The following is a 22,203-nucleotide window of genomic DNA, read 5'->3' as shown; positions in this document are numbered from 1 at the left end:
GGACTAGCTGACGGTGAGCGTGTGCAGGAGCGAGTTCATCCCGGTCGTCGCATCCCAGGTGCCCTGGTTCGCGAGGTGGATGGAGTACTCGGGGCGAGTGGACAGAAGCGGATCCGGCAGGTTCAGCAGCAGGGAGTACGAACCTGCCGGAAGATTCGTGGGCAGCGTGAGGGTCTGCGACACCGTGGTCGACGTACCCGCCGTCCAGCGGCGCGGGTCGGAGCTCATCGCGAGCTTGTAGGTCGAGCCGGTCGACGTGTTCCGCAGTACGAGCTCGAGGCTGCGGGGGTTGAAGGGCGTCGCGTAGCCGTCGTTGTGGACGGTGAACGAGATCGGCAGGCTGCCGCCCGCGGAGGCTGTCGCGGGATAGGTGCCGGACTCGAGGCGGAAGCGGTAGCCGAGGTTCTTGCTGATGTCCGCGAGGCAGCCGCCGGTGTTCCACGAGTTGAGGACGGTCGGCTCGTAGTCGGTGTTGATGAACGACCAGTGGAACTGCGCGAGCTCGCCGGTCGCGGTCGGGCAGCTGGAGCGCGGCGGGTTCGAGCCGCAGGTCTCGCCGCCCATCGGGACGTACGTCGTGTCGGCCTGGAGGTACGGGTACTCGACGGACGTGTTCTCGTACGTGCCGAAGTCGTCGGGGCTGGCGAGGAAGCAGTCGTTGTGGTGACCGATCCGCGAGAGCGCCGAACCGTTGTAAGCGGCCCCCGGTTGTACGGCGGTCGTCGAGTACATGGTGCGCTTGAACTTCGGCGTACGGAGCTGGATCATCCGCGTCGACGGGACGACGCTCAGCAGCTTGTCGGTGACGGCCTTGCGGTTGGCCCAGTCGGTCGACGTGACCGTGCCCGCGTTGCCGAAGTTCTGCGTGTAGTACCACTCACCCCAGGCGCCGATGAGACCTGCCTGGACGACAGCGATGACGTCCTTGCCGGAGTTGAGGTACGGCGCCAGTTGGTCGAGATGAGCCAGGATCCGGTCCTTCGTGGTGTCGTCGCCGGTGGTCGACGTCGTGTACGCGAAGCGGAGGACCATCTTCAAACCGGCCGCCCGCACGGTGTCGATCTGCTGCTGGAGCTGATCGAGCGCCGCCTGTGCGATCGGCCCGTTCTTGTACTCCGCCAAGTAGAAGACGCACATCACCAGCGAGATGCCCTGACCGGTCCGGTAACTCTGCAGGGTGCTCTGGGAGAAGTCGGCTTTGTCGCAGTCTCCGGTGTGGTGATAGAAGCCGCGCTCGGGGTTGGAGAAGTTCTCGGAGGACGCCGTGTAGGTCACGGTGCCGCTGGTGCCACCGGAGTACACCTGCGTGTACTTCGTGGACGTCTCGAGCGGAGCCTCTACCTGGAAGATCAGGTCCGCGTCGTTCGGGGTCGCGGTCTCGCCGAGGTCCGAGCGGTTGACCGTCCACTGGGCGACTCCGCCTGAGCTGGAGAACGTGACCGTGCGGATGAGCGTCCAGCTCCAGCCGGTGCCCGTGTGCTGGTACAGGCTGCCGTTCTCGAGCAGGTAGTCGGCGCCCGTGCCTGCCTGCGCGAACCCGGTCGACGCGTTGCGGTCGGCGTCGACGTACACGCGGAGGAACTGCGGGGTGCCGGTGTAGGAGAAGCGGTAGGTGACGGTCGTGGCGGTGTTGGTCGCGGAGGTGCCGCTGATCGCCGCCTCGGCGGGGGAGACCAGCAGGGCAGCAAGGAGTGCACCGGTGAGGAGTGCGCTGAGCAGGCGGAACGGACGCATCATGATGCTTCCTCTCGCTGGGCGGGGCGATGGAATAATCATGGAGTCCAGGAAAATTATGTCAAGGTCTCAGGCCGGTCCTGATCGTCGCCTCGACCTCGTCGAGCGCGAGTCGTACGGCGCCGAGCGCGACCCCTTCGTCGGCGAACGCCGACACCCGGATCTCGGGCGTCCGCAGACACCACCGGTCCAGCTCCCGCCGTAACGGCTCGACCATCACGTCCGCCGACCGCGAGAACCCGCCCCCGATCACCACCAGCTGAGGATCCAGGGTGAGCACCAGAGCCGAGGCCCCCACGGCCAGATCACGCACGTATCCGCGCACTGCTCGGGTCGCGTCCCGGTCTCCTTCCCGAGCGGCGAGGAACACGCTCTCGAATCCGGCGGACGTCGAGGCGTTCTCGAGCCAGCTCTCGAGGTGTTTCGGGGCTTGTAACCACCCTGCGGCGGGGAGGGCGCCGATCTCGCCGGACCAGTTCGCGAAGCCGCGGTGGAGCTTGCCGTCGATGATCAACCCGGCGCCTGTTCGGAGCCCGGCCAGCAGGAACACGACGTCCTTGGCGTAGCGGGCCACCCCACGCCAGGTCTCGGCCAGGGCGGCCAGCTTGCAGTCGTTCTCCACCCGGACAGGTCCGGGGACAAGGCGGCGTACGTGGGCGGCCAGGTCGACGCCGCTCCACTCCGGGAGGGAGTCGGAGAGCATCACCTTGCCGGAGCCGTCGACGAGCCCGGTGGTCGCCACGCCTGTGGACCAGATCTGACCGGCCTCGACGCCCGCGCCGGCCAGTGCCTTGGCCACGCAGCGGTCCATCACTGCGAGTCGCTCGCGCCGGCCGGCCTCGGGATCGACCGTGATGCGGGTCTGGTTCAGCACCTCGCCGTCGAGGTCGGTGACGAGGGCGAGTGCCTTGTGTCCGCCGATGTCCACCCCGAGCAACCGGCCCGCCCCGGCGTTGAACCGGTACCGCCGCGCCGGCCGCCCGACCGACCCCGACGCCGGCGCGACCTCGGCCAGCCACCCGCGTCCGAGCAGGTCGCGTGCAACATCTTCGGTCGAAGCGCGCGACAACCCCGTGCGTTTCGACAACTCGGTCAGCGTGAGTGGCTGATCGCCCCGTAACTCCCGCAGTACGGCGGATGCGTTGAGCTGACGCAACCGCGAGAGATCCCCGCCGACAGGCTCCTCACTCATCGCGGCTCCTCTAGTTATCCAGGACTCCCGGATAACTATAAGCACTCCGGCTGCGCGCGGATCTCACCGTGTGAAAGGGCGCGCCGCACCCCTGTCCAGACCTCCTGACAACGTTGTACCGTGATCTGCCGACGGTCGATCCGAAACGTTTTCGCATCAGGAGGACCAGGTGTCCAACCCACTGAAGATCGCGACCCTCAGCTTCTGGCACGTGCATGCCGGCGACTACTCGAGGCAGGCTCAGGCGCACCCGGGGACGGACCTGGTGGCCGTCTGGGACGACGATGCCGAGCGCGGCAAGGCCGCCGCCGAACAGTTCGGCGTCGAGTTCACCGGCGACCTCGACGCCTTGCTTGCGCGGGAGGACCTGGACGGTGTGGTGATCACGACGCCGACCAATGTCCACCGCGACGTGATGGTCAAGGCGGCCCGGGCCGGCAAGCACATCTTCACCGAGAAGGTGCTCGCGCCGACGGTCGCCGAGGCCGAGGAGATCGTTGCCGCGACCGACGAAGCCGGCGTGAAGCTGATCGTGTCGCTGCCGCGGCTCTACCACGGCTACACGCAGGCGATCAGCGAGGTCATCGACGACGGCACGCTGGGCACGATCACGTACGGCCGGGTCCGGCTCTCGCACGACGGCGCCATCCCGCGCGACGGTGTCGAGGGCTGGCTGCCGCAGCGGTTCTTCGAGCCGTCGACCGCGATCGGTGGCGCGCTCACCGACCTCGGCTGCCACCCGGTGTACCTGACCCAGTTGTTCCTCGGCGCGCATCCCGACACGGTCAGTGCGACGTACCGCTCGATCGCCGAGCGCGGTCTGGAAGACAACGCTGTCGTGGTCGTCGGATACCCGGACCAGAAGATCGGTGTGATCGAGGCAGGGTTCGCGAGCCCCAACCCGTTCACGATCGAGCTGTTCGGCACGGACGGCACGCTCACGTACACCGACGCGGGCAACGTGCTGCTGGTGAACGGTGAGCAGGTGGACGTCCCGGAGCACTCGACCGACGCGTTCGCGCAGTGGGTCGATCACATCAACAACGGGACCCGCGCGGACGACAACATCGCGCGCGCAGTCGAGTTGACCCGTTTGGTGGTGGCTGCGAACGAAGCCGCCAAGACCGGTAACGCCATCGCCTACAACTGAGGAGACAGTCATGCTCAAGGTCGGACTGATCGGGGCTGGCGGGATCGCCTCGGCGCACATCAAGGGTTACCAGCAGCACGCGGACAAGATCGGCGTGACGGCGGTGGCGGACGCGGTCGAGGAGACGGCGAAGAAGCGGGGCGAGGAGCTTGGCGCAACGCCATACACGGACTACCGGGAGATGCTGGCCAACGAGGAGCTGGACGCGGTCGACATCTGTCTGCCGCACCACCTGCACCGCGACGCGATCGTCGCGGCCGCCGAGGCCGGCAAGCACGTCCTGTGCGAGAAGCCGTTGTGTCTGTCGGCCGAGGAAGCAGCCGATGTGCGCAAAGCGGTGGTGAAGAACGGCGTGACGCTGATGTGCGCGCACAACCAGTTGTTCATGCCGGCGGTCGCGAAGGCCAAGGAGCTGCTCGAGGCCGGGACGATCGGCACGGTCTACGAAGTACGGACGACCGACAGCTTCTACAACGACTTCGACCCGAGTTCGATGGGCTGGCGGGCGAGCAGCAAGACGAGTGGCGGCGGCGAGCTCATTGACACCGGGTACCACCCCACCTATCTGATGCTGCACCTCGCCGGCGGGCTGCCGGTCGAGGCCACCGCGATGCTCTCCACGCACCGGTTGAAGTTCATGGAGGGCGAGGACTCCGCGCAGGTCCTGATCAAGTTCGACAACGGAGTCGTCGGTCAGCTCGTGACCAGCTGGGCGTACGAGCCGGCCGCCTCCACCGAGCGCTTCTCCGCCGTCGGCGAGCTCGGCTCACTGACCAGTGACGGTACGACGCTGTCCTACCGCCTGCGCTCGGGCGAGACCGAGACGTTCGACTTCGAACCGGTCGACACCTTCGTCGCCGAGATCGGCCACTTCGCCGACTCCCTGCTCGGCAAGACTCGTCCGCTGCATACCGAGGAGGAAGGGATCGCCGTCCTCGGCATCCTGCTCGCGGCGTACGAAGGCTCCCGATCGAAGACGATCGCGCCAGTACTCAAGGTCTAAGCCTCGAAGTAGAACCCCTCTGCCAGATCCGCGAGGAGGTCCGGGTGCGTGGGCTGCCAGCTGAGCAGCTCGCGCGTCCGGGCCGAGGACGTCGGAGTGTTCATGGTCGCGAAGTGGGCGAGGAAACCGAGGTACTGCGGTGCGTCCTCCGCCGTCACCGCGCGGGTCGGAAGATCGAGCCCCGTGCCGATGGCCTCCGCGATCGTGCGGAACTCGATGCCCTCGTCCTGGACGGCGTGCAGACGGGTGCCCGCCGGTGCCGACTCGAGCGCCAAGCGATAGAGCGTTGCGGCGTCGAGCGTGTGCACGGACGGCCAGCGGTTGGCCCCGTCACCGACGTACGCCGAGAAGCCGTTCTGGCGGGCGAAGGCGATCAACGACGGCGCGAAGCCGTGGTGATCGAGCCGGCTGTGGGTGATCTGCGGTAGCCGGACGATCGACGAACGGACGCCCTTGGCCGCGAGCTCGACGACGAAGTTCTCCGCGTCGATGCGGTACCCGCCGGACGGATCGAAGTCGTCCTCGGTCCCGATCCGGTCCTTGACGATGCCGGCGAGCATGCCTGTGCCCGACGTACTGACCAGTGGCTTGTCGGTGCCGGCGAGAGCGTCGCCGATCGCCTGCAGTGCGGCGAGATCCGAGGCGGCAGCGGCGGCCAGATCGCCCGCCTGCATGGCGTCGTGGCGGAACGCGAGGTGCACGACTCCGTCCGCCGCGGCAGCCGCCGCCTGCAGGCGGTCGAGGTCGTCGAGGTCACCGCGCACGACCTCGGCGCCCCAGCTCGTGAGGCGCTTCGCCGACTCGTCGGAGCGGACGAGGCCGAGAACCGAGTGGCCGTTGTGCAGGAGTTCCGGTACGACGGCCGAACCGACGTGCCCGGACGCTCCGGTGATGAACACGCGCATGCGAGATCCCTTCTCAGTGATGTCATTGACTGACATCACGATGCTACACCTTCTGATGTCAGTCAATGACATCAGCTAGGATCGATCCATGGGACGGTGGGAACCGGATGCCGCCGGGCGGCTGCGTGAGGCGGCGATGGCGCTGTACGCCGAGCGCGGGTTCGACGGCACGACCGTCGCCGACATCGCCGACCGGGCCGGTGTCACCGCGCGCACGTTCTTCCGGCATTTCACGGACAAGCGCGAGGTGTTGTTCGCCGGATCCGAGCTTCTCGAACAGTCGATGGTGAAGGCGCTGGCCGATGCTCCGGCGGACGCGGGGCCGATGGAGGCGGTCGCGGCCGCCGTCCTGGCGTCGGCCGAGTTCTTCGACGACATCCCCCGGGACTACTCACGCCGCCGTCAGGACCTGATCAATGCGACCCCCGAGCTGCGCGAGCGCGAACTGATGAAGATGGCCGCGCTGACGTCCGCGCTCACCAAGGGCCTGCTCGAGCGAGGGGTGGCTGCCGACGTCGCGCCGCTCGCGGCCGAGACCGGGGTCGCGGTGTTCCGGGTGTCGTTCGAGCGATGGATCTCCGCCCCGGACGGCGAACCGATCGCCGACGTCATCCGGTCGACGCTGAAGACACTGAAGACCCTGTAACCCCTGTCCCGCCTGACTGTTTGACGATCTCGTCCCAGGATGCAACGGCGACGAGGGCGACACAGGTGACCGCGATGAGAGCGAGGTCGGTCACCGAGCCGACCTGCGGGGTCGCGAGTGGCAGGAGCAGCAGGACCACCACGCCGGCGAACGACGTACCGAGGTGGATGCGGGACGGTTCGGAGATGATCCTGTGCACGCCCCACAGGAGCGCAACGAAGCAGGCGGCCGGCACGGCGACGGAGTAGCTCGCGGCGGTCGGAGAGATGTGCAGGTCGTGGCTGGTCTGCTCGACGACGACCTCCAGGCCGGCGCCGAGCGCGGCGAGCGACGCGAAGATGCCGTAGTGGCCGTAGCCCCAGCGGTACGAGCGATCCCGGCGCTCCTCGAGCCGCGGGCCAGCCGGGCGCAGGAAGTACAGCCACCACAACGCGAACAGGATCACCAGACCGCACGCGGCAACCGCGATCAGCTCGGCACTCACCTCGGTCTCCTCGACAGCACGCCGTACTGCGTTGGAGGAGGCCAGGACCGCCTCGCCGAGCAGGATGATCGTGAACAACCCGTACCGCTCGGCGATGTGGTGGGGGTGCCAGTGCGTGGCCCGTGGTCGCTCGGCCCACAGCGGCACCGATAGCTCGAGGATCGCGAGGATGATGAATGCGATGAGCAGCACGGTGTCGGACGCGCCCGCGTCGGCGAGATACAGCCGCCCGAACCAGCCCACCTGCAACGCCCCGATACCGAACGCGTAGCGGAACGCAGTACGGCGTGAGGCCCGGTCCTCGATGCCCGCCCGCAGCCAGAGCGAGACCAGCCCGAGCCGCATGACCAGGTAGCCGGTCGTGACCATCACGTAGTCGCCGTGGTCCGCGGCCGCCGGAACGCCCGCCGCGAGCAGCAGCACTCCGGCCATCTGCACCATGGTCAGGATCCGGTACGTCACGTCGTCGGTGTCGTACGACGACGCGAACCAGGTGAAGTTCATCCAGGCCCACCAGATCGCGAAGAACACCTGCAGGAACGGCAGTACGCCGTCGCCGCCGTGACCGGCCGCGATCGTCCGTGCGAACTGCTCGGTGACCGCGGCCACCGCGACGACGAAGGTCAGGTCGAACAGCAGCTCCAGCTGGCTGGAGACCCGGTTCGGCTCGTCGATCGGCCGTGCGGTCATCCGCACGCGGATCCGGACCGTGGCGTTCGGCACGGGGTGTCCCTTCGTCAGGCGTCGTCAACCAGTGAGACAGGACACAAGCCTCAGGTGTGACTGTCACAAGCCCGGTGGGTGCCCTGTCTTACCTGATGACAGCGCAAAGACACGGAAAGACAACCGAAGGGGATCTGCGATGAAGATCGTCATCATCGGCGGTACCGGCCTGATCGGCACGAAGCTGGTGGCGAAGCTCACCGAGCACGGCCACGAGGCGGTGCCGGCCGCGCCGAGCACCGGTGTCAACACCATCACCGGAGAGGGCCTGGCCGAGGTGCTCAAGGGCACCGACGTCGTGATCGACGTGGCCAACTCGCCGTCGTTCGAGGCCGGGCCGGTGATGGAGTTCTTCAAGACCTCGACCGGCAATGTCCTGCAGGCCGAGGACGCGGCCGGGGTCCGGCACCATGTCGGCATCTCGATCGTCGGCACCGAGCGGATGCCGGAGAACGCGTACTTCGCCGCGAAGATCGCCCAGGAGGAGCTGATCAAGGCCTCCGGTCTGCCGTACTCCCTCGTGCACTCGACGCAGTTCTTCGAGTTCGTCGGGCCGACCGCGGATTCGGGCACCGGCGACGACGGCAAGGTGCACATCGCGCCGGTCGCGTGGGCGCCGATCGCCGGTGACGACGTGGCGAAGAACCTCGCGAAGGTCGCGGTGGGCGAGCCGCTGAACGCGCGGATCGACATCGCCGGCCCGGACGAGTACCGGATGGACGAGTTCTTCCGCAAGGCGCTGGCGCAGCGCGGCGACACCCGCGAGGTCGTCTCCGACCCGCACGCGCTCTACTTCGGCGCTGAGCTGAAGGAGCGCAGCCTGGTCCCGGTCGGCCCCGCCACTCTGGGCGAGCTGCACTACGACGAGTGGTATGCCGCACAGGCCGGTCGATGACGATGGGTACGAACGACGAGTTGCGGGAGCTCGAGGTCGAGGTCGACGCGGACATCGAGCTGGACGCGGCAGACACACCTCCGGACGATGATGAGCTTGACTGGGTGCTCGACCCGTACGAGGCACAGGCCGAGACCGCCGATCTGAACAGCCTGCGCGGCGCGATCCAGGCGCTGGAGGGCGATGAGCAACCGTATTCTCCAGCAGGGGACTGACAGAAGGGTGTCGATGGAGCTCCACGAGCTTGACGGGGCGGTCGCGGTCTTCAACGAGGTGCGGCCCCGCCTGATGGGGATCGCGTACCGGATGCTGGGCAGCCACACCGAGGCCGAGGACCTGGTCCAGGAGGTGTGGCTGCGCTGGCAGGCCGCGGACCGCGGTACGGTCCAGAGCCCGGTGGCGTACCTGTCGACGGCGGTCACCAGGCTCGCGATCAACGCGAGCCAGTCCGCGCGTGCCCGGCGGGAGACGTACATCGGGCCGTGGCTGCCGGAGCCGGTCGACACGAGCGCCGATCCGTTCCTCGGTGCCGAGCGCGGGGAGGCCTTGAGCTTCGCGGTCCTCCTCGTGCTCGAGCGGCTGTCGCCGACCGAGCGGGCGGCGTACATCCTGCGCGAGGCGTTCGACTATCCGTACGACGAGCTGGCCACGATGCTGCAGTCGACCGAACCGGCGGTGCGGCAGTTGGTCAGCCGGGCGCGGAAGCGGATCCGCGCGGAACGCCGTACCGAGGTCAGCGGGAGCCAGCAGAAGAAGTTGCTCTCGGCCTTCGTCGAGGCGGCGCGGTCGGGTGATCTCGCGGTGCTGGAGCAGTTGCTGGCCAAGGACGCGATCAGCTACTCCGACGGCGGCGGGGCGGCGCGCGCGTCGAAGTTCCCGGTCGTCGGGCGGGAGCGGGTGGCGAAGTACCACCGGGCGTTCCACTCGCGGTTCTGGGCCGGCGTCACGGTGGAGTTCGGCCGGGCGAACGGCCGCGCGGTCGCGATGCTCGAGCGCGACGGCGTGGTGTTCGCGGTGTGCACGGTGATCGCCTCGGACGACGGCATCGACGAGGTGCTGTGGATGATGAACCCGGCGAAGATCACCGCCGTCGCTTGAGCTGGAGGAGATGTGTTCAAGCGGGGCGATCATGCCGTCGTACACCGGTTCGCCATGGCGTGCCGGGCCGGCAGTGCGGCCGCGATCCGGAGCCTGCTGGCGCCTGAGGTGATCGCGGTCAGCGACGGCGGCGGGCAGGTGTTCACCGCACCGGGGCCGGTGCGGGGGATCGCGCAGGTCGCGGAGTGCGTGTCGGCGGTGCTCGGCGTACATCCGGAGATGGCGCTCACCGTCGAGGCGGTCAACGGCCAGCCGGGTGTCGTGTTGCGTGCCGCCGGCCGGGTCATCGCTGTCGTGAGCCTGAAGGTGACCGGCGCGAAGGTGGCCGCGGTCTGGATCGTGCTGAACCCGGACAAGCTGCGGCACTGGGTCTGACTCTCTCCTGGGGAATGAACACCCCCTGGTCTGGTGTTGACGTGTCAACCTAGAATTGTCGGGTGAGCGGACAGGAGAGTGGCGACATGGCCGATTTGGCCACGCTGGATTTCGGGCTGGACACCTTCGGGGACATCCCTGTGGACGACACCGGCGCGCCGGTGACGGATGCGGCGGCGATCCGGCAGGTGGTCGAGGAGGCAGTCCTGGCCGACCAGATCGGCGTCAATGCGATCGCACTCGGTGAGCACCACCGGCCGGAGTACTCGATCTCCTCGCCGGAGACTGTGCTGGCCGGCATCGCGACCAAGACCTCGAACCTGAAGCTCGGCTCGGGTGTCACCGTGCTGAGCTCGGACGACCCGGTGCGGGTGTTCCAGCGGTTCTCCACCGTCGACGCGCTGTCGAACGGGCGGGCCGAGGTGATCCTCGGGCGTGGGTCGTTCACGGAGTCGTTCCCGCTGTTCGGGTACGACCTGGCCGACTACGACAAGCTGTTCGAGGAGAAGCTGCAGTTGTTCGTGCAGTTGCTCGACGAGAAGCCGGTCACCTGGGAGGGCACGGTTCGCGCCGCACTCGACAACGCCGACGTCTATCCGAAGACCGAGTCCGGGCGGCTGCACACCTGGGTCGGCGTCGGCGGGTCGCCGCAGTCCGTCGTCCGTACGGCGTACTACGGGTTGCCGCTGATGCTCGCGATTATCGGCGGGGCGCCGGACCGGTTCGCGCCGTACCTGGATCTGTACAAGCGGGCGGCGGAGCAGTTCGGGACCGTCGCGCATCCGGTCGGGATGCACTCGCCGGGGTTCGTCGCGGAGACGGACGAGCAGGCGAAGGAGATCTTTTACGCGCCGTACAAGGTGATGCGGGACCGGATCGGTGCGCTGCGCGGCTGGCCGCCGTTGAAGCGCGACGAGTTCGAGTCCGAAGTACTGCACGGATCGATGTACGTCGGGTCGCCGGAGACCGTCGCGCGCCGGATCGCCGATGCTGTCGGGACCCTCGGGGTCTCGCGGTTCGACCTGATCTACTCGGGTGGTCCGTTGCCGGTGAGCGCTCGGCTGAAGGCCGTTGAGCTGTACGGCACGAAGGTGATCCCGCTGGTGCGCGACATGCTCGCGGAGTCCAAGTGACGACGATCGGGATCCTGGGAGCTGGCAAGGTCGGGACCGTCCTTGCCAGGCTCGCGATCGCCGCTGGGTATCGCGTGCTGATCGCGGGATCGGGTGACGTGTCCAAGATCGCGCTGATCGTGGAGGTCGTCACGCCGGGCGCCGTGGCCACGACCGCTGCCGAGGCGGCGGCGGAGGCCGATGTGGTGATCCTGGCGCTGCCGCTCGGGAAGTACCAGACCATCCCGGCCGACGCGCTGCGCGGAAAGCTCGTCATCGACGCCATGAACTACTGGTGGGAGGTCGACGGCATCCGCGACGACCTGACCGATCCACGGACGTCGTCCTCGGAGCTCGTCCAGGACTTCCTGCCCGACTCACGCGTGGTCAAGGCCTTCAACCACATGGGGTATCACGACCTCGACGAGGGCTCTCGCCCTGCAGGCGCGGCCGATCGCAAGGCGATCGCCATCGCGGGCGAGCCGGCCGACGCGGCCGAGGTCGCACAGCTGGTCGACGCGCTCGGCTTCGACCCCGTCCTCGCCGGTTCGCTTGCCGAGGGCAAGCGCCTCGAGCCAGGCACCGAACCCTTCGGCGCCAACGTCCCCGCACCTGAACTGCGCGAAATGCTTGCCCGCTACCCCGAAACCGTCAAAGGCCAAGAGGTAGCGCAGCTCCGCTCCGCTGCGGAGAACGCCGCGTAGCTACCCGCCCCTAGCGCACCTTGAGCACCCACCAACCGTTCGTCCGCGGACGTTGTGGTTGGTGGGTGCTCAAGGACGGTTGTCAGGTGCGGCGTGGATGTCGAGCGGCGTACACCTGTCACTGACCGGCGACTACGCCGGCGAGCTCCTTCACCTGAGGGCGCGCGGCTCGTTCGGCGCCGATGCCGGCGCTGATCACGCAGGCGATGCCGACGGCCTGGAGGAGACCGGGGGACTGGCTCAGGAAGATCCAGCCGACCAGTAGGGCCAGTGCCGGCTCGAGGCTCATCAGAGTGCCGAACACTCCTGCATCGAGCTTGCGGAGGGCGAGGTACTCGAGGCTGAACGGGATCACCGGGAGCAGCAACGCCAGCCCGAAGCCGATCACGACCAGCTGCCACGTCATGACCGGGATCGTGCTCGGCCCGGCGACCGCGGTGGCGACGACGGCGGCTACGGGCAACGAGACGCCCATGCCTTGCAAGCCGGTGACGTTCCCTCCGACATGCTGCGTGAGGACGATGTACGCCGCCCAGCACGCCGCGGCGCCCAGTGCGAACATGACGCCCAGCCCGTCGACCGAACCGTGCCAGGGCTGGGTCAGCAGCATGACCCCGGCGAACGCCAGCGCGGGCCAGATCAGCCGGCCGCGACTTCGCAGTACTGCGACCGAGAGCGGACCGAGGAACTCGAGCGCGCTCGCCGTACCGAGTGGCAATCGGGCGGCGGCGGCCATGAAGAGCAACGTCACACCGGCGGTCGCGATGCCGAGCCCGACCGCGGCCAGGAACGAGTTGCGGTCGAACGAGCTGCGGCGCGGGCGGAACAGCACGAGGACGATCAGGCCGGCGCAGGCGAGCCGCAGCCAGGCCGCGCCCTCCGGTCCGACCTGGTCGAAGAGCCCGACGGAGGCAGCCAGTCCGAGCTGGACCATCGTCATCGACAGAACCGCGAACGCTACGCCGGTCTGCCTGTCTCGTGTGCGCATGCCTCCAGTGAAGCCCGCGATTTCATTCGCGTCCACGTGAGAATCGTGGACACATCGTTCATGATGTGTGAATGGACGTACGCCGTCTCGAACTCCTGCTCGCGCTGTCGCGACTGGGTTCCATGCATGCGGTCTCGGACGCGCTCGGGGTGACGACGTCGACGGTCTCGCAGCAGATCGCGGCGCTGGCCAAGGAAGTCGGGACGCCGCTGATCGAGCCGGACGGTCGCCGCGTGCGGCTCACTCCGGCGGGTCGGCGGCTGGCCGGTCACGCGGTCGACATCCTCGCGGCGCACGAGGCCGCGCGCGCCGACCTCGATCCGTCGGCCGAGCCTGCTGGGACCGTGCGGGTGGCGGCCTTTCATACCGTCATCCGGGACAGCTTGCTGCCCGTCGTAGCTCAACTGCCGCCGGCCGTGCGACTGGAGATCCAGGAGCAGGAGCCACCCGAGGCGCTCGCGCTGTTGGAGCGGGACCAGGTCGACCTTGCGCTGAGCTACGACTACAACCTCGCACCCGCGGCGGTCGACCGGGCGCTCGAATCCATACCCCTCTGGGAGTCCACCTGGAGCCTCGCCGTACCGTCCCGCTCCCGCCGCACCACCGGTACGACGGCCGACGTACTGGCCGCCTTCGCCGACAGCGACTGGATCGTCAACTCCCGCCACACCGCCGACGAACACGTAGTCCGCACCCTGGCCGCCCTCGCCGGCTTCGAACCCCGCATCACCCAACGAGCCGACACCCTCCAACTCGTCCAGGAAATGATCACCGCCGGCTTGGGCGTAGCCCTCATGCCGGCCACCTACCCCAAAACCACCGGCATCTCCCTCCGCCGCCTCCGCACCCCCGAACCCCAGATGCGCGCCTACGCCCTGACCCGCCGAGGCCGCACCGACTGGTCCCCGCTCTCCCTCGTCCTCAGCCTGCTGACCCGCCGCGCCCGTTAGCGCTTCACAGATGGGGGGGTCACCTCACTCGACCAGCTTGCCGTCGGTGGAGACGTGGCGCATCAGGGGGCGGAGCTCGTCCGGGATCGGTGGGATCTGCTCGGGCTGGATGTCGCCCGGGCCGGACCAGACGAAGTTCACCTGGAGGGAGTCGTCGAGGTCGGGGTAGTCGGAGCGGTTGTGGCAGCCGCGGGTCTCCCGGCGTACCAGGGCTGCGTCGAGCGTTGCGCGCGCGGCCATTGCCGACGCCTTCAGGTCGAACGCGTGCGCCAGGTCCTGGAAGCCGGCGATATCCGGATGTACGCCGACCTCCTGGATCCGTGCCTCGAGCTCGGCCAGCTCGGACAACCCGGCGTTCAGACCGTGCTCATCGCGTACGACGCCTGCCCGCGCGGTCATGGTGTCGCGCAGCGACCGCTGCAGGGCTCGGACGTTCTCCGGGCCGTCGTTCGCCAGCAGGGCGTCGATCTCGGCGCGGGCCTCGCCGACCGCGTCCGCCGAGCGCAGCTGCGCCTGGCGCCCGATCGAGTACTTCGCGGCTTCCTCGGCCACGATCCGGCCGAACACCAGCAGCTCGATCAGCGAGTTGCCGCCGAGCCGGTTGGCGCCGTGCAGCCCGCTGGCCGCCTCGCCGATCGCCCACAGCCCGTCCACCCCGGTGCCGTGGTCCTCGGGCCGGACCCAGACGCCGCCCATCGAATAATGCGCGGTCGGCGCGATCTCGATCGGCTGCTTGGTGATGTCGAGCATCTGCAGTTCGAGCAGTGTCTGGTAGACGCGCGGGAGCCGGCGCATGATCGTCTCCCGGGGGAGGTGGGACACGTCGAGCCAGACGCCGCCGTTCGGGGTGCCGCGGCCTTCCTTGATCTCGGTGTACTCCGCGAGTGCGACCCGGTCCCGCGTCGACAGCTCCATCCGCTCCGCGTCGTACCGGGCCATGAACCGCTCGCCGAGCGCGTTGCGCAACTGCCCGCCCTCGCCGCGTGCCGCTTCGGAGACGAGGGTGCCGGCGGCGTTCTCGGGCTCGATCAGCCCGGACGGATGGAACTGGACGAGCTCGGGATCGCGCAGCTTCCCGCCCGCCCGGACCGCGAGCCGGAACGCGTCGCCGGTGTTCTCGTCGCGACGGGACGACGTACGTCGCCAGATCCGGGTGTGACCGCCCGCGGCCAGGATCACCGCGTCGGCGTGGATCACGTAGCGCCGCCCGGTCGTCAGGTCGAACCCGTACGCCCCGAACACGGTGTTGTCCTTGACCAGGATCGACGTCACGTAGACCGTGTCCAGGATCGGTACGCCGAGCTGGACCGCGCGGTTGATCAGCGTCCGCTGGATCTCCAGGCCGGTGTAGTCGCCCGCGAACGCGGTACGGCGATAGGTGTGCGCGCCGAAGAACCGCTGCGAGATGCGACCGTCCGCCTCGCGTGCGAACGGCATACCCCAGCGCTCGAGATCCTCGATCCCGCGGGCGGCGCCGCTGGCGACGATCTCGACCGTGATCGGGTTCGCCAGCAGGTAGCTCTCCTGCAGCGTGTCGGCCGCGTGCTGCTGCCAGGTGTCCTCGGGATCCATCGTGGCCAGCGCCGCGTTGATGCCGCCGGCCGCCAGCGACGTGTGCGCGTCGGACCGCGGGCGCTTGCCGAGGGCGAGAACTTCGACGCCCTGTTCCGCCAGCTCGATTGCGGCCCGCAGACCGGCACCACCGGTTCCGATCACCAGGACCGATGTGGCGATCTGCTGTTCGGTGATGCTCATGGGGTCTCCCTGTGCTCGGTGCTCTCACCAAACAGGACAGCGCAGCGTGCCCGGTTGTGACTGTCTCGCCGGTCACAACAGCGGTGTCTGTTCGGTCTCTACAGTGATCCCGAAGTGGAACCCGAAGTTGAACCCGAACAAGAAGAGGAACCCATGAGCGAGAATCCGGTCGTCGTCCTGGTCCACGGCGCGTTCGCCGAATCGGCCAGCTGGAACGGCGTCATCGAGCGCCTGCAGGCCCAGTCGATCGAGGCCGTCGCGGCGCCGAACGGACTGCGCAGCCTCGAGGGCGACGCGCAGTACGTCCGCGACGTGATCGCGGGCATCGGCAAGCCCGTCGTCCTCGTCGGCCATTCGTACGGCGGCATGGTGATCACCGAGGCCGCGGCGAACAACGACGCGGTCAAGGCCCTGGTCTACGTCTGCGCGTTCGCACCCGACCAGGGCGAGAGCGCGTTCGCGTTGTCCGCGAAGTTCCCGGGCAGCACACTCGGCGACGCCCTGAACGCGTACCCGGTCAGCACCGGCGGCAACGACCTGGCGATCCGGCCGGACGTCTTCCACCAGCAGTTCTGCGCCGACGTACCGGCGGACCAGGCCGCGCTGATGGCCGCGACGCAGCGCCCGGCCACCGAGGCCGCGCTGACCGCCGAGCTGGCGACCGACAGCCCCGCGTGGAAGTCGACGCCGTCGTGGTTCGTGTTCAGCGACCTCGATCTCAACATCCCGGTCGCCCTGCACCGGTTCATGGCCGAGCGGGCCGGCGCGAAGAGCACCCGCGAGATCGCGGGCGCCTCGCACGCCCTCAGCGTGTCCCAGCCCGAGGCCGTCACCGCCACCATCCTGGAGGCCATGAACGCATAGCTCCGACCGCGCGTAGTTTCGATACCCAAGGGTTCTGTACCCGCATCGGTGTTCGCCCGTAGCCTCTGCTGAGGGGGTGCGAGCGATGACCACCAGCGGCAACGAGCCGGAACTGCGAGGGCGCCGGGCGGAGTGCGCGCGCCTCGACCAGGTCGTTGCCGGCGTGCGCTCCGGTTCCGGTCAGGTGCTCGTCGTTCGGGGCGAAGCCGGGATGGGCAAGTCGGCCCTGCTCGACTTCCTGGTCAGCCGTGCCGAGGGCTGTCGCGTCGTACGGGCCTCCGGCGTCGAGTCCGAGATGGAGCTCCCGTTCGCCGGCCTGCATCAACTGTGTCTGCCGATGCTGGAGTTCCTCGACCGCCTCCCGGGTCCGCAGCGGGACGCGTTGGGAGTCGCGTTCGGGCTGAGCGTCGGCGGACCACCGGACCGGTTCCTGATCGGTGCGGCGACGCTCACTCTGTTGTCGGCGGTATCGGACCGGAGTCCGCTGCTGTGTGTGATCGACGATGCGCAGTGGCTGGACCAGGCCTCGGTCCAGACCCTGACGTTCGTCGGGCGCCGGTTGTTCGCCGACCGGATCGGACTCGTGTTCTCGCTCCGCGAGCCGGTCACGGGCCCGGAGTGGCGCGGCTTCCCGGAGCTGCCGGTCAGAGGCCTCGCCGACGAGCACGCCGGTTCGCTGCTGGACTCCGTCGTACCCGGGCGGCTGGACGCGCATGTCCGCGGCCGGATAGTCGCCGAGACCCGCGGCAACCCGCTCGCCCTGCTGGAGCTGCCGCGTGGCCTGACCGCGGCGCAGCTGGCGGGTGGTTTCGAGCTACCCGATGCCCGTCCGATGGCGAATCAGATCGAGCAGAACTTCGCTCGCCGCGTGCAGGCCCTACCGGCGGACACCCAACGGCTGCTGCTGACCGCAGCCGCCGAGCCGGTCGGCGACGTACCGCTGCTGGTTCGCGCCCTGACGATCCTCGACGTCCCGATGAGTACGGCGGCGGCGGCCGAAGCAGCCGGGTTGATCGATATCGGTGCCGGGGTCCGCTTCTGGCACCCGCTGGTGCGTTCGGCGACCTACCGCACCGCCGATCCGGCCGGCCGGCGGGCAGTTCATCAGGCGCTGGCCGAGGCGATCGACCCCGCCATCGATCCCGACCGCCGGGCCTGGCACCGGGCCCAGGGTGCGGACGGCCCGGACGAGGGCGTCGCCACCGACCTGATCAGTTCCGCCGACCGAGCACAGCGCCGCGGTGGGATGGCCGCGGCGGCGGCGTTCCTCCAACGGGCGACCGAGCTGACCCCGGATCCGGCGACTCGGGCGATCCGCGCCCTCGCGGCCGCCCAGGTCACTTTGGCAGCGGGCGCGTTCGAGACCGCGTTGCGGCTACTCGTCACGGCCGGCAACGGCGAGGTCGATGATCTGCACCTCGCCCGGGTGGAGCTGCTGCGCGCGCAGATCACGTTCGCATCCGGCCACGGGCTGGAATCCGGTCCGCTGCTGCGCGCCGCCGCCCGCCGCCTCGAACCGCTCGATCTCGAGCTCGCTCGCGACACCCACATCCAGGCGCTGGTGGCGGCGCAGTACGCCGGGAGGTTCGGCGCGACATCGGGCCCGGGCGGGACCAGCGCGCTGACGGCCGCCTCTCAGGCTGCACGAGCAGCCCCGACCTCCGACCGGCGGCGCAAGCACGACGTGCTGCTCAGCGCTGTCGCGACGACGTTCGCGGACGGGTATCCCGCCATGGTGCCGCTGGCCCGGGAGGCGGTCCGGTTGTACGCCTCCCCGGACGGGACGAGCGACAGCGACGACCTGCGATGGCTCTTCCACGCGGAGTTGATGGCCGTCGACCTCTGGGACGACGAGGGCTGGGACGCGCTGGCCACCCGCCACCTCGGCATCGCCCGGGAACTCGGCGACCTGAACGAACTCCTGCTCGCGCTGCACCACCGGGTGCATCTGAACCTCTTCTCCGGCGAACTCTCCGCGGCCGAGAGCCTGCTCGCGGGGGCCAAGAACATCAAGGACGCCACGGGCACCGACCTCGCGCCGTACGGCGAGATGGGCCTCGCGGCTTGGCGCGGACGCGAGGCGGCGGCCAGGCCGCTGATCGCCGCGGGCATCGAGGATGCGACCAACCGCGGCGAAGGCGGCGGATTGACCACCTGCTATGTCGCGAATGCCGTTCTCTACAACGGCTTGGCCAGGTACGACGATGCGCTGGCGGCAGCGGTGCAGGCGACGGCCTACCCGGCCGAGTACGGCGTGGCGAACTGGGCACTGCCCGAGCTCGTCGAGGCGGCCGTGCGCGGTGGCCACCCCGAGCGGGCGGCCGAGGGGTTCGAGCTGCTGGAGCGGATCGCGTTGTCGTCCGGCACGGACTGGGGCCTCGGGCTCCTGGCCACGGCGCGCGCCCTGCTCGCCGACGGGGACGCGGCGGAACGGGCGTACGGAGAGGCTGTCGAGCGCCTCAGCCGGACACGGATGCGGATGTACCTTGCGCGGGCGCAGCTGTTGTACGGCGAATGGCTGCGCCGCGAGGGCCGTCGACAGGATGCGCGCGGGCAGCTGCGGACGGCGTACAAACTGTTCTCCGCGGCGGGCGCGAGCGCGTTCGCGGAGCGGGCCGGACGGGAGCTGTCCGCGACCGGCGAGGTGCTGGACGAGCGCCGGGCGGACCGCAGTCCAGGCCGGGATTCGCTGACGGCTCAGGAGGCTCATATCGCGGAGCTGGCGGGCGCCGGGCTGACCAACGCCGAGATCGGTGCGCAGATGTTCCTCAGCCAGCACACTGTGGAGTGGCATCTGCGCAAGGTCTTCGCCAAGCTGGGGATCACGTCGCGCAAACAGCTCCGCCCCTGAGCCCGTCACAATCGGCAGGCGCGGGTTGTCATACCTGACAAAGAGACTATGGACGGAGAAATGGTGCGCAGGATCCTGGTGGTGGGCGGCGGGTATGCCGGTTTCTACACGGCGTGGCGGCTGGAGAAGAAACTGCGGCGGGACGAGGCCGAGGTGGTCCTGGTCGACCCGCGGCCGTACATGACGTACCAGCCGTTCCTGCCCGAGGTGGTCGCCGGTTCGGTCGAGGCGCGGCACGCGGCGGTGTCGCTGCGGCGCAACCTGAAGCGGACGAAGATCGTGTCCGGGATGGTGATCAACATCGCGCATGCCGACCGCACGGTGACGATCCGGCCCGCGGACGGCCCCGACTACACGATGACGTACGACGTGATCGCGGTTACCGCGGGCGCGGTGACGCGGACCTTCGACGTACCGGGTGTGGCCGATCGGGCGATCGGGATGAAGCATGTCGAGGAAGCGGTCGCGATCCGGGACCGGCTCTTCACGGCCTTCGACGAGGCGGCCGGTTTGGAGCCGGGCAAGCAGCGGCGCAAGCTGCTCACGGTCACCTTCGTCGGCGGCGGGTTCTCCGGGGTCGAAGGGTTCGCGGAGCTGCTGTCGCTGGCGCGGGCCTTGCTGAAGAAGTACCCCGAGCTGTCGGAGAGCGACCTCGCGTTCCACCTGGTCGAGGCGACCGGCCGGATCCTTCCCGAGGTGAGCGACAAGCCGGGGGAGTGGGTCGTGAAGATGCTCGAGAAGCGCGGCGCGGTCGTGCACCTCAGCACCACGATGCAGTCGGCGGACGACGGGCACGTGGTGCTGTCGGACGGCTCGGAGTTCGACTCGGAGCTGATCGTGTGGACGGCGGGGAACGCCGCGACCCGCCTGCTGCGCAACCACACCGACCTGCCGCACAACCAGCGTGGGATGGTCCAGGTGCGGGCCGACCTCCGGATCGGGACCGACACCGAGGTGATCGAGGACGCGTGGGCGGCCGGCGACGATGCCGCGGTTCCCGATCTCACGTCGTCGACTCCGGGCGCGTACACGGTGCCGAACGCGCAGAACGCAGTACGGCAGGGGAAGCTGCTCGCCAAGAACCTGCTGCGGTCGCTGCGCGGGCGGGCGCCGAAGAACTACGAGCACCACAGCCTCGGCGTGATCGCGACGCTCGGTCTCGGGACCGGCATCTTCCAGTACAAGCGGCTCGTCATCAAGGGCGTGCTCGCCTGGCTGATGCACCGCGGGTACCACGTCCTGGCGGTCCCGACGTGGGACCGCAAGTTCCGGGTGCTGGCGATCTGGCTGGTGGCGTTCTTCTACGGCCGCGACATCGTGTCGCTGGCCTCGGTCCAGAGTCCGCGTGAGGCGTTCGAGACCGAGGCCAAGGCGACGCTCAGCGCGAGCCGGCCGGGATGAGCAGGTCGGTCAGCCCGAAGGTGTCACCGGCAGCGGGCAGCATCGGCTGCCAGTCCGGCTCAAGGCTGAGGTAGCTGGCCGGGTCCGCACGCAGGAGCCCGATCAGCACCTCGGCCACGATCCGGCCGCCGACCGGACCGAGCCGGTCGCCGTCGGCGAGGTACTCGGACTCCTTGAGGATGTAGAACCACAGCGGCGTACCGCCGGGCCAGGTGTCCCCGGTGATCGACAAAGGCAACGGCGGTACGCCGAGGAGCTTGGCGACCTCCTCGCCACTCGGCAGACCGGTCGTGTCGCCGCGGAGCAGATCGCGAACGGCCAGCGACCGGTACGCCGATTCGTCGACCGCGCCGGTGATCCGCTCGGGCAACCCGATCAGGCTCGCGGCCAGCCGCCCGTCGAGTCGCTTCGCCCGCTGCGCCGGCGGCCGGCCCGGTACGTCGAAGATCTGCGCGAGGTCGAGGCGCCGATCGACGGGCAGCGGGCCGAATCCGACCAGGTCGGGGAACAGCGGCAGCTCCGGCCCGTCCTCGACCAAGTGGTACGCGTGCCGGATCTGACCGTGCCCGTAGCGGTACGCGGCGTCGGCGTACTCGAGCGGGATGAACGCGTTCATCGGCTCCGGGTTGAACCACTTCCCGCCGTCCTCGAGCACCTCGTCGACCAATGCCTGGCCGACCAGCCGCGGCAGGAAGTCGTGGACGGCGATCCACTGGTAGTGCCAGGTCAGCGCGATCCGCGCCTTGTCGAACACGTCCGCTTCCGGTACGCCGTGCGTCCGCAGGTGGTCGACGATCCGGTTGTGGGCGTGCAGCAACGCCACGTGCAGGCTCAGCGTGAAGATGTGGACGTCGTTGCGCGGATCCCCGATCAGCGCGATCCCTTGCTGGTTCCGCGGTACGTCGTACCCGTCGGGGCTGAGCAGGAATTTGGCCGGATCGTTCGCGTCGAACATGTACGGCGAGCCGATCGGCCCGTCGGCGTACAACATCTCCAGATTGAGCCGGGGCGACCGCGCGTTGCGCAGTGCGTCGGTCTCGACCCCGCCCATCAGCGGCGACCGGTCCGCGGTCGTGTCATGAGCGAGCAACTGCCCGAAGAACGGCCAGCCGGCCGCCTGCTCGGCGTCGTCCCCGCCGGCACCGAGATCCAGTGCGGCGGCGGCATCACAGATCCCGCCGTCACTGCCGGCTCGCATCAACACGTGCGGGTCCGTCCCCAGCGGCTCGAGTCCCGGAAACATCCGCCCGTACCGCGCTCCGCCAGTCGGCCGATCCACACTGCGCACCAGACTCAGACAGTGATCCCGCGCCGCCGGATGCATACTCATCCCAACCTCCCGAAGATTCCGATCCACAGGGAAAGACAGCCCA

At 69.0% G+C, this 22,203-nt stretch carries 20 protein-coding genes; 13 read left to right on the top strand and 7 right to left on the bottom strand.

The genetic code is table 11. The features are described from left to right. Positions 1–3: 3 nt before the first annotated feature. Together EV653_RS13025 and EV653_RS13020 are read right to left on the bottom strand one after the other, a co-directional pair. Complete coding sequence (locus EV653_RS13025) at positions 4–1,737, bottom strand: DUF4832 domain-containing protein (RefSeq protein ID WP_238159701.1); 1,734 nt, start codon at positions 1,735–1,737, stop codon at positions 4–6. Positions 1,738–1,795: 58 nt separating this feature from the next. Then, entirely contained in the window at positions 1,796–2,926 is a 1,131-nt protein-coding gene (locus EV653_RS13020) for an ROK family transcriptional regulator (RefSeq protein WP_134102107.1), read from the bottom strand. Between the two features lie 169 nt (positions 2,927–3,095). On the opposite strand from EV653_RS13020, the gene EV653_RS13015 reads away from it, so the two are divergent. Continuing rightward, on the top strand, positions 3,096–4,076 hold the full coding sequence (locus EV653_RS13015) for a Gfo/Idh/MocA family protein (protein WP_134102102.1): 981 nt from the start codon (positions 3,096–3,098) through the stop codon (positions 4,074–4,076). A 10-nt stretch (positions 4,077–4,086) separates the two neighbouring features. Continuing rightward, complete coding sequence (locus EV653_RS13010; RefSeq protein ID WP_134102099.1) at positions 4,087–5,079, top strand: Gfo/Idh/MocA family protein; 993 nt, start codon at positions 4,087–4,089, stop codon at positions 5,077–5,079. Here the strand turns inward: EV653_RS13010 and EV653_RS13005 are convergent. Further along, complete coding sequence (locus EV653_RS13005) at positions 5,076–5,984, bottom strand: SDR family oxidoreductase (RefSeq protein WP_134102096.1); 909 nt, start codon at positions 5,982–5,984, stop codon at positions 5,076–5,078. The genes EV653_RS13010 and EV653_RS13005 overlap by 4 nt on opposite strands. Before the next feature lie 88 nt (positions 5,985–6,072). Between EV653_RS13005 and EV653_RS13000 the strand changes: the two genes are divergently transcribed. After that, the gene (locus EV653_RS13000) at positions 6,073–6,630 is read left to right on the top strand and encodes a TetR/AcrR family transcriptional regulator (RefSeq protein WP_134102093.1); all 558 of its coding nucleotides are present in this window, start codon (positions 6,073–6,075) and stop codon (positions 6,628–6,630) included. On the opposite strand, the gene EV653_RS12995 is transcribed toward EV653_RS13000, so the two are convergent. After that, positions 6,593–7,837, bottom strand: coding sequence for a low temperature requirement protein A (locus tag EV653_RS12995; protein WP_202871581.1), 1,245 nt, complete (start codon positions 7,835–7,837; stop codon positions 6,593–6,595). The genes EV653_RS13000 and EV653_RS12995 overlap by 38 nt on opposite strands. 139 nt (positions 7,838–7,976) lie before the next feature. Here EV653_RS12995 and EV653_RS12990 point away from each other — a divergent pair, with 139 nt between their 5' ends. From EV653_RS12990 to EV653_RS12965, 6 genes are all read left to right on the top strand, one after another. Next, positions 7,977–8,732 (top strand): SDR family oxidoreductase, encoded by a 756-nt coding sequence (locus EV653_RS12990; protein WP_134102090.1) that lies wholly within the window; start codon positions 7,977–7,979, stop codon positions 8,730–8,732. Beyond that, on the top strand, positions 8,729–8,947 hold the full coding sequence (locus EV653_RS12985; RefSeq protein WP_134102087.1) for a hypothetical protein: 219 nt from the start codon (positions 8,729–8,731) through the stop codon (positions 8,945–8,947). The genes EV653_RS12990 and EV653_RS12985 overlap by 4 nt, the downstream gene beginning before the upstream one ends. A gap of 13 nt (positions 8,948–8,960) precedes the next feature. Next, the gene (locus EV653_RS12980; protein ID WP_134102084.1) at positions 8,961–9,830 is read left to right on the top strand and encodes an RNA polymerase sigma-70 factor; all 870 of its coding nucleotides are present in this window, start codon (positions 8,961–8,963) and stop codon (positions 9,828–9,830) included. A gap of 12 nt (positions 9,831–9,842) precedes the next feature. After that, on the top strand, positions 9,843–10,205 hold the full coding sequence (locus tag EV653_RS12975) for a hypothetical protein (RefSeq protein ID WP_202871580.1): 363 nt from the start codon (positions 9,843–9,845) through the stop codon (positions 10,203–10,205). 86 nt (positions 10,206–10,291) lie between these two features. Then, positions 10,292–11,338, top strand: a complete 1,047-nt coding sequence (locus EV653_RS12970) for an LLM class flavin-dependent oxidoreductase (RefSeq protein WP_202871679.1) — start codon at positions 10,292–10,294, stop codon at positions 11,336–11,338. Beyond that, on the top strand, positions 11,335–12,021 hold the full coding sequence (locus tag EV653_RS12965) for an NADPH-dependent F420 reductase (RefSeq protein ID WP_134102081.1): 687 nt from the start codon (positions 11,335–11,337) through the stop codon (positions 12,019–12,021). Before EV653_RS12970 ends, EV653_RS12965 begins: the two co-directional genes overlap by 4 nt. A 118-nt stretch (positions 12,022–12,139) precedes the next feature. On the opposite strand, the gene EV653_RS12960 is transcribed toward EV653_RS12965, so the two are convergent. Beyond that, positions 12,140–13,009: an EamA family transporter gene (locus EV653_RS12960; RefSeq protein WP_134102078.1), complete on the bottom strand. Its 870-nt coding sequence runs from the start codon at positions 13,007–13,009 to the stop codon at positions 12,140–12,142. A gap of 71 nt (positions 13,010–13,080) precedes the next feature. Here EV653_RS12960 and EV653_RS12955 point away from each other — a divergent pair, with 71 nt between their 5' ends. Next, the gene (locus EV653_RS12955; RefSeq protein WP_134102075.1) at positions 13,081–13,959 is read left to right on the top strand and encodes a LysR family transcriptional regulator; all 879 of its coding nucleotides are present in this window, start codon (positions 13,081–13,083) and stop codon (positions 13,957–13,959) included. A 24-nt stretch (positions 13,960–13,983) separates the two neighbouring features. On the opposite strand, the gene EV653_RS12950 is transcribed toward EV653_RS12955, so the two are convergent. Then, on the bottom strand, positions 13,984–15,714 hold the full coding sequence (locus tag EV653_RS12950; RefSeq protein WP_134102072.1) for an L-aspartate oxidase: 1,731 nt from the start codon (positions 15,712–15,714) through the stop codon (positions 13,984–13,986). Positions 15,715–15,867: 153 nt separating this feature from the next. On the opposite strand from EV653_RS12950, the gene EV653_RS12945 reads away from it, so the two are divergent. From EV653_RS12945 to EV653_RS12935, 3 genes are all read left to right on the top strand, one after another. Further along, positions 15,868–16,578 (top strand): alpha/beta fold hydrolase, encoded by a 711-nt coding sequence (locus tag EV653_RS12945; protein WP_134102069.1) that lies wholly within the window; start codon positions 15,868–15,870, stop codon positions 16,576–16,578. 85 nt (positions 16,579–16,663) lie between these two features. Then, entirely contained in the window at positions 16,664–19,429 is a 2,766-nt protein-coding gene (locus EV653_RS12940) for a helix-turn-helix transcriptional regulator (protein ID WP_134102067.1), read from the top strand. Between the two features lie 60 nt (positions 19,430–19,489). Further along, a complete protein-coding gene (locus tag EV653_RS12935) occupies positions 19,490–20,830 on the top strand; it encodes an NAD(P)/FAD-dependent oxidoreductase (RefSeq protein ID WP_238159700.1) in 1,341 nt (446 codons plus the stop codon). Here EV653_RS12935 and EV653_RS12930 read toward each other — a convergent pair. After that, on the bottom strand, positions 20,808–22,160 hold the full coding sequence (locus EV653_RS12930) for a peroxidase family protein (RefSeq protein ID WP_134102064.1): 1,353 nt from the start codon (positions 22,158–22,160) through the stop codon (positions 20,808–20,810). The two genes, EV653_RS12935 and EV653_RS12930, sit on opposite strands and share 23 nt — an antisense overlap. Positions 22,161–22,203 lie beyond the last annotated feature (43 nt).

Origin of the sequence: Kribbella pratensis (genome assembly GCF_004365355.1) — a bacterium.
In the GTDB taxonomy this organism is placed as follows: Bacteria; Actinomycetota; Actinomycetes; order Propionibacteriales; family Kribbellaceae; genus Kribbella.
Note: the sequence above shows the minus strand (reverse complement) of the source record. Positions and strands in the feature narration are given on the sequence as shown.

Coding starts and splice junctions, on each gene's coding strand:
- EV653_RS12955 (WP_134102075.1), top strand. CDS start 13,081: ATGGACGTACGCCGTCTCGAACTCCTGCTCGCGCTGTCGCGACTGGGT.
- EV653_RS12940 (WP_134102067.1), top strand. CDS start 16,664: ATGACCACCAGCGGCAACGAGCCGGAACTGCGAGGGCGCCGGGCGGAG.
- EV653_RS12990 (WP_134102090.1), top strand. CDS start 7,977: ATGAAGATCGTCATCATCGGCGGTACCGGCCTGATCGGCACGAAGCTG.
- EV653_RS12945 (WP_134102069.1), top strand. CDS start 15,868: ATGAGCGAGAATCCGGTCGTCGTCCTGGTCCACGGCGCGTTCGCCGAA.
- EV653_RS13000 (WP_134102093.1), top strand. CDS start 6,073: ATGGGACGGTGGGAACCGGATGCCGCCGGGCGGCTGCGTGAGGCGGCG.
- EV653_RS13020 (WP_134102107.1), bottom strand. CDS start 2,926: ATGAGTGAGGAGCCTGTCGGCGGGGATCTCTCGCGGTTGCGTCAGCTC.
- EV653_RS12985 (WP_134102087.1), top strand. CDS start 8,729: ATGACGATGGGTACGAACGACGAGTTGCGGGAGCTCGAGGTCGAGGTC.
- EV653_RS12970 (WP_202871679.1), top strand. CDS start 10,292: ATGGCCGATTTGGCCACGCTGGATTTCGGGCTGGACACCTTCGGGGAC.
- EV653_RS13005 (WP_134102096.1), bottom strand. CDS start 5,984: ATGCGCGTGTTCATCACCGGAGCGTCCGGGCACGTCGGTTCGGCCGTC.
- EV653_RS13025 (WP_238159701.1), bottom strand. CDS start 1,737: ATGATGCGTCCGTTCCGCCTGCTCAGCGCACTCCTCACCGGTGCACTC.
- EV653_RS12960 (WP_134102078.1), bottom strand. CDS start 13,009: ATGCGCACACGAGACAGGCAGACCGGCGTAGCGTTCGCGGTTCTGTCG.
- EV653_RS13010 (WP_134102099.1), top strand. CDS start 4,087: ATGCTCAAGGTCGGACTGATCGGGGCTGGCGGGATCGCCTCGGCGCAC.
- EV653_RS12950 (WP_134102072.1), bottom strand. CDS start 15,714: ATGAGCATCACCGAACAGCAGATCGCCACATCGGTCCTGGTGATCGGA.
- EV653_RS12980 (WP_134102084.1), top strand. CDS start 8,961: ATGGAGCTCCACGAGCTTGACGGGGCGGTCGCGGTCTTCAACGAGGTG.
- EV653_RS12930 (WP_134102064.1), bottom strand. CDS start 22,160: ATGAGTATGCATCCGGCGGCGCGGGATCACTGTCTGAGTCTGGTGCGC.
- EV653_RS12935 (WP_238159700.1), top strand. CDS start 19,490: ATGGTGCGCAGGATCCTGGTGGTGGGCGGCGGGTATGCCGGTTTCTAC.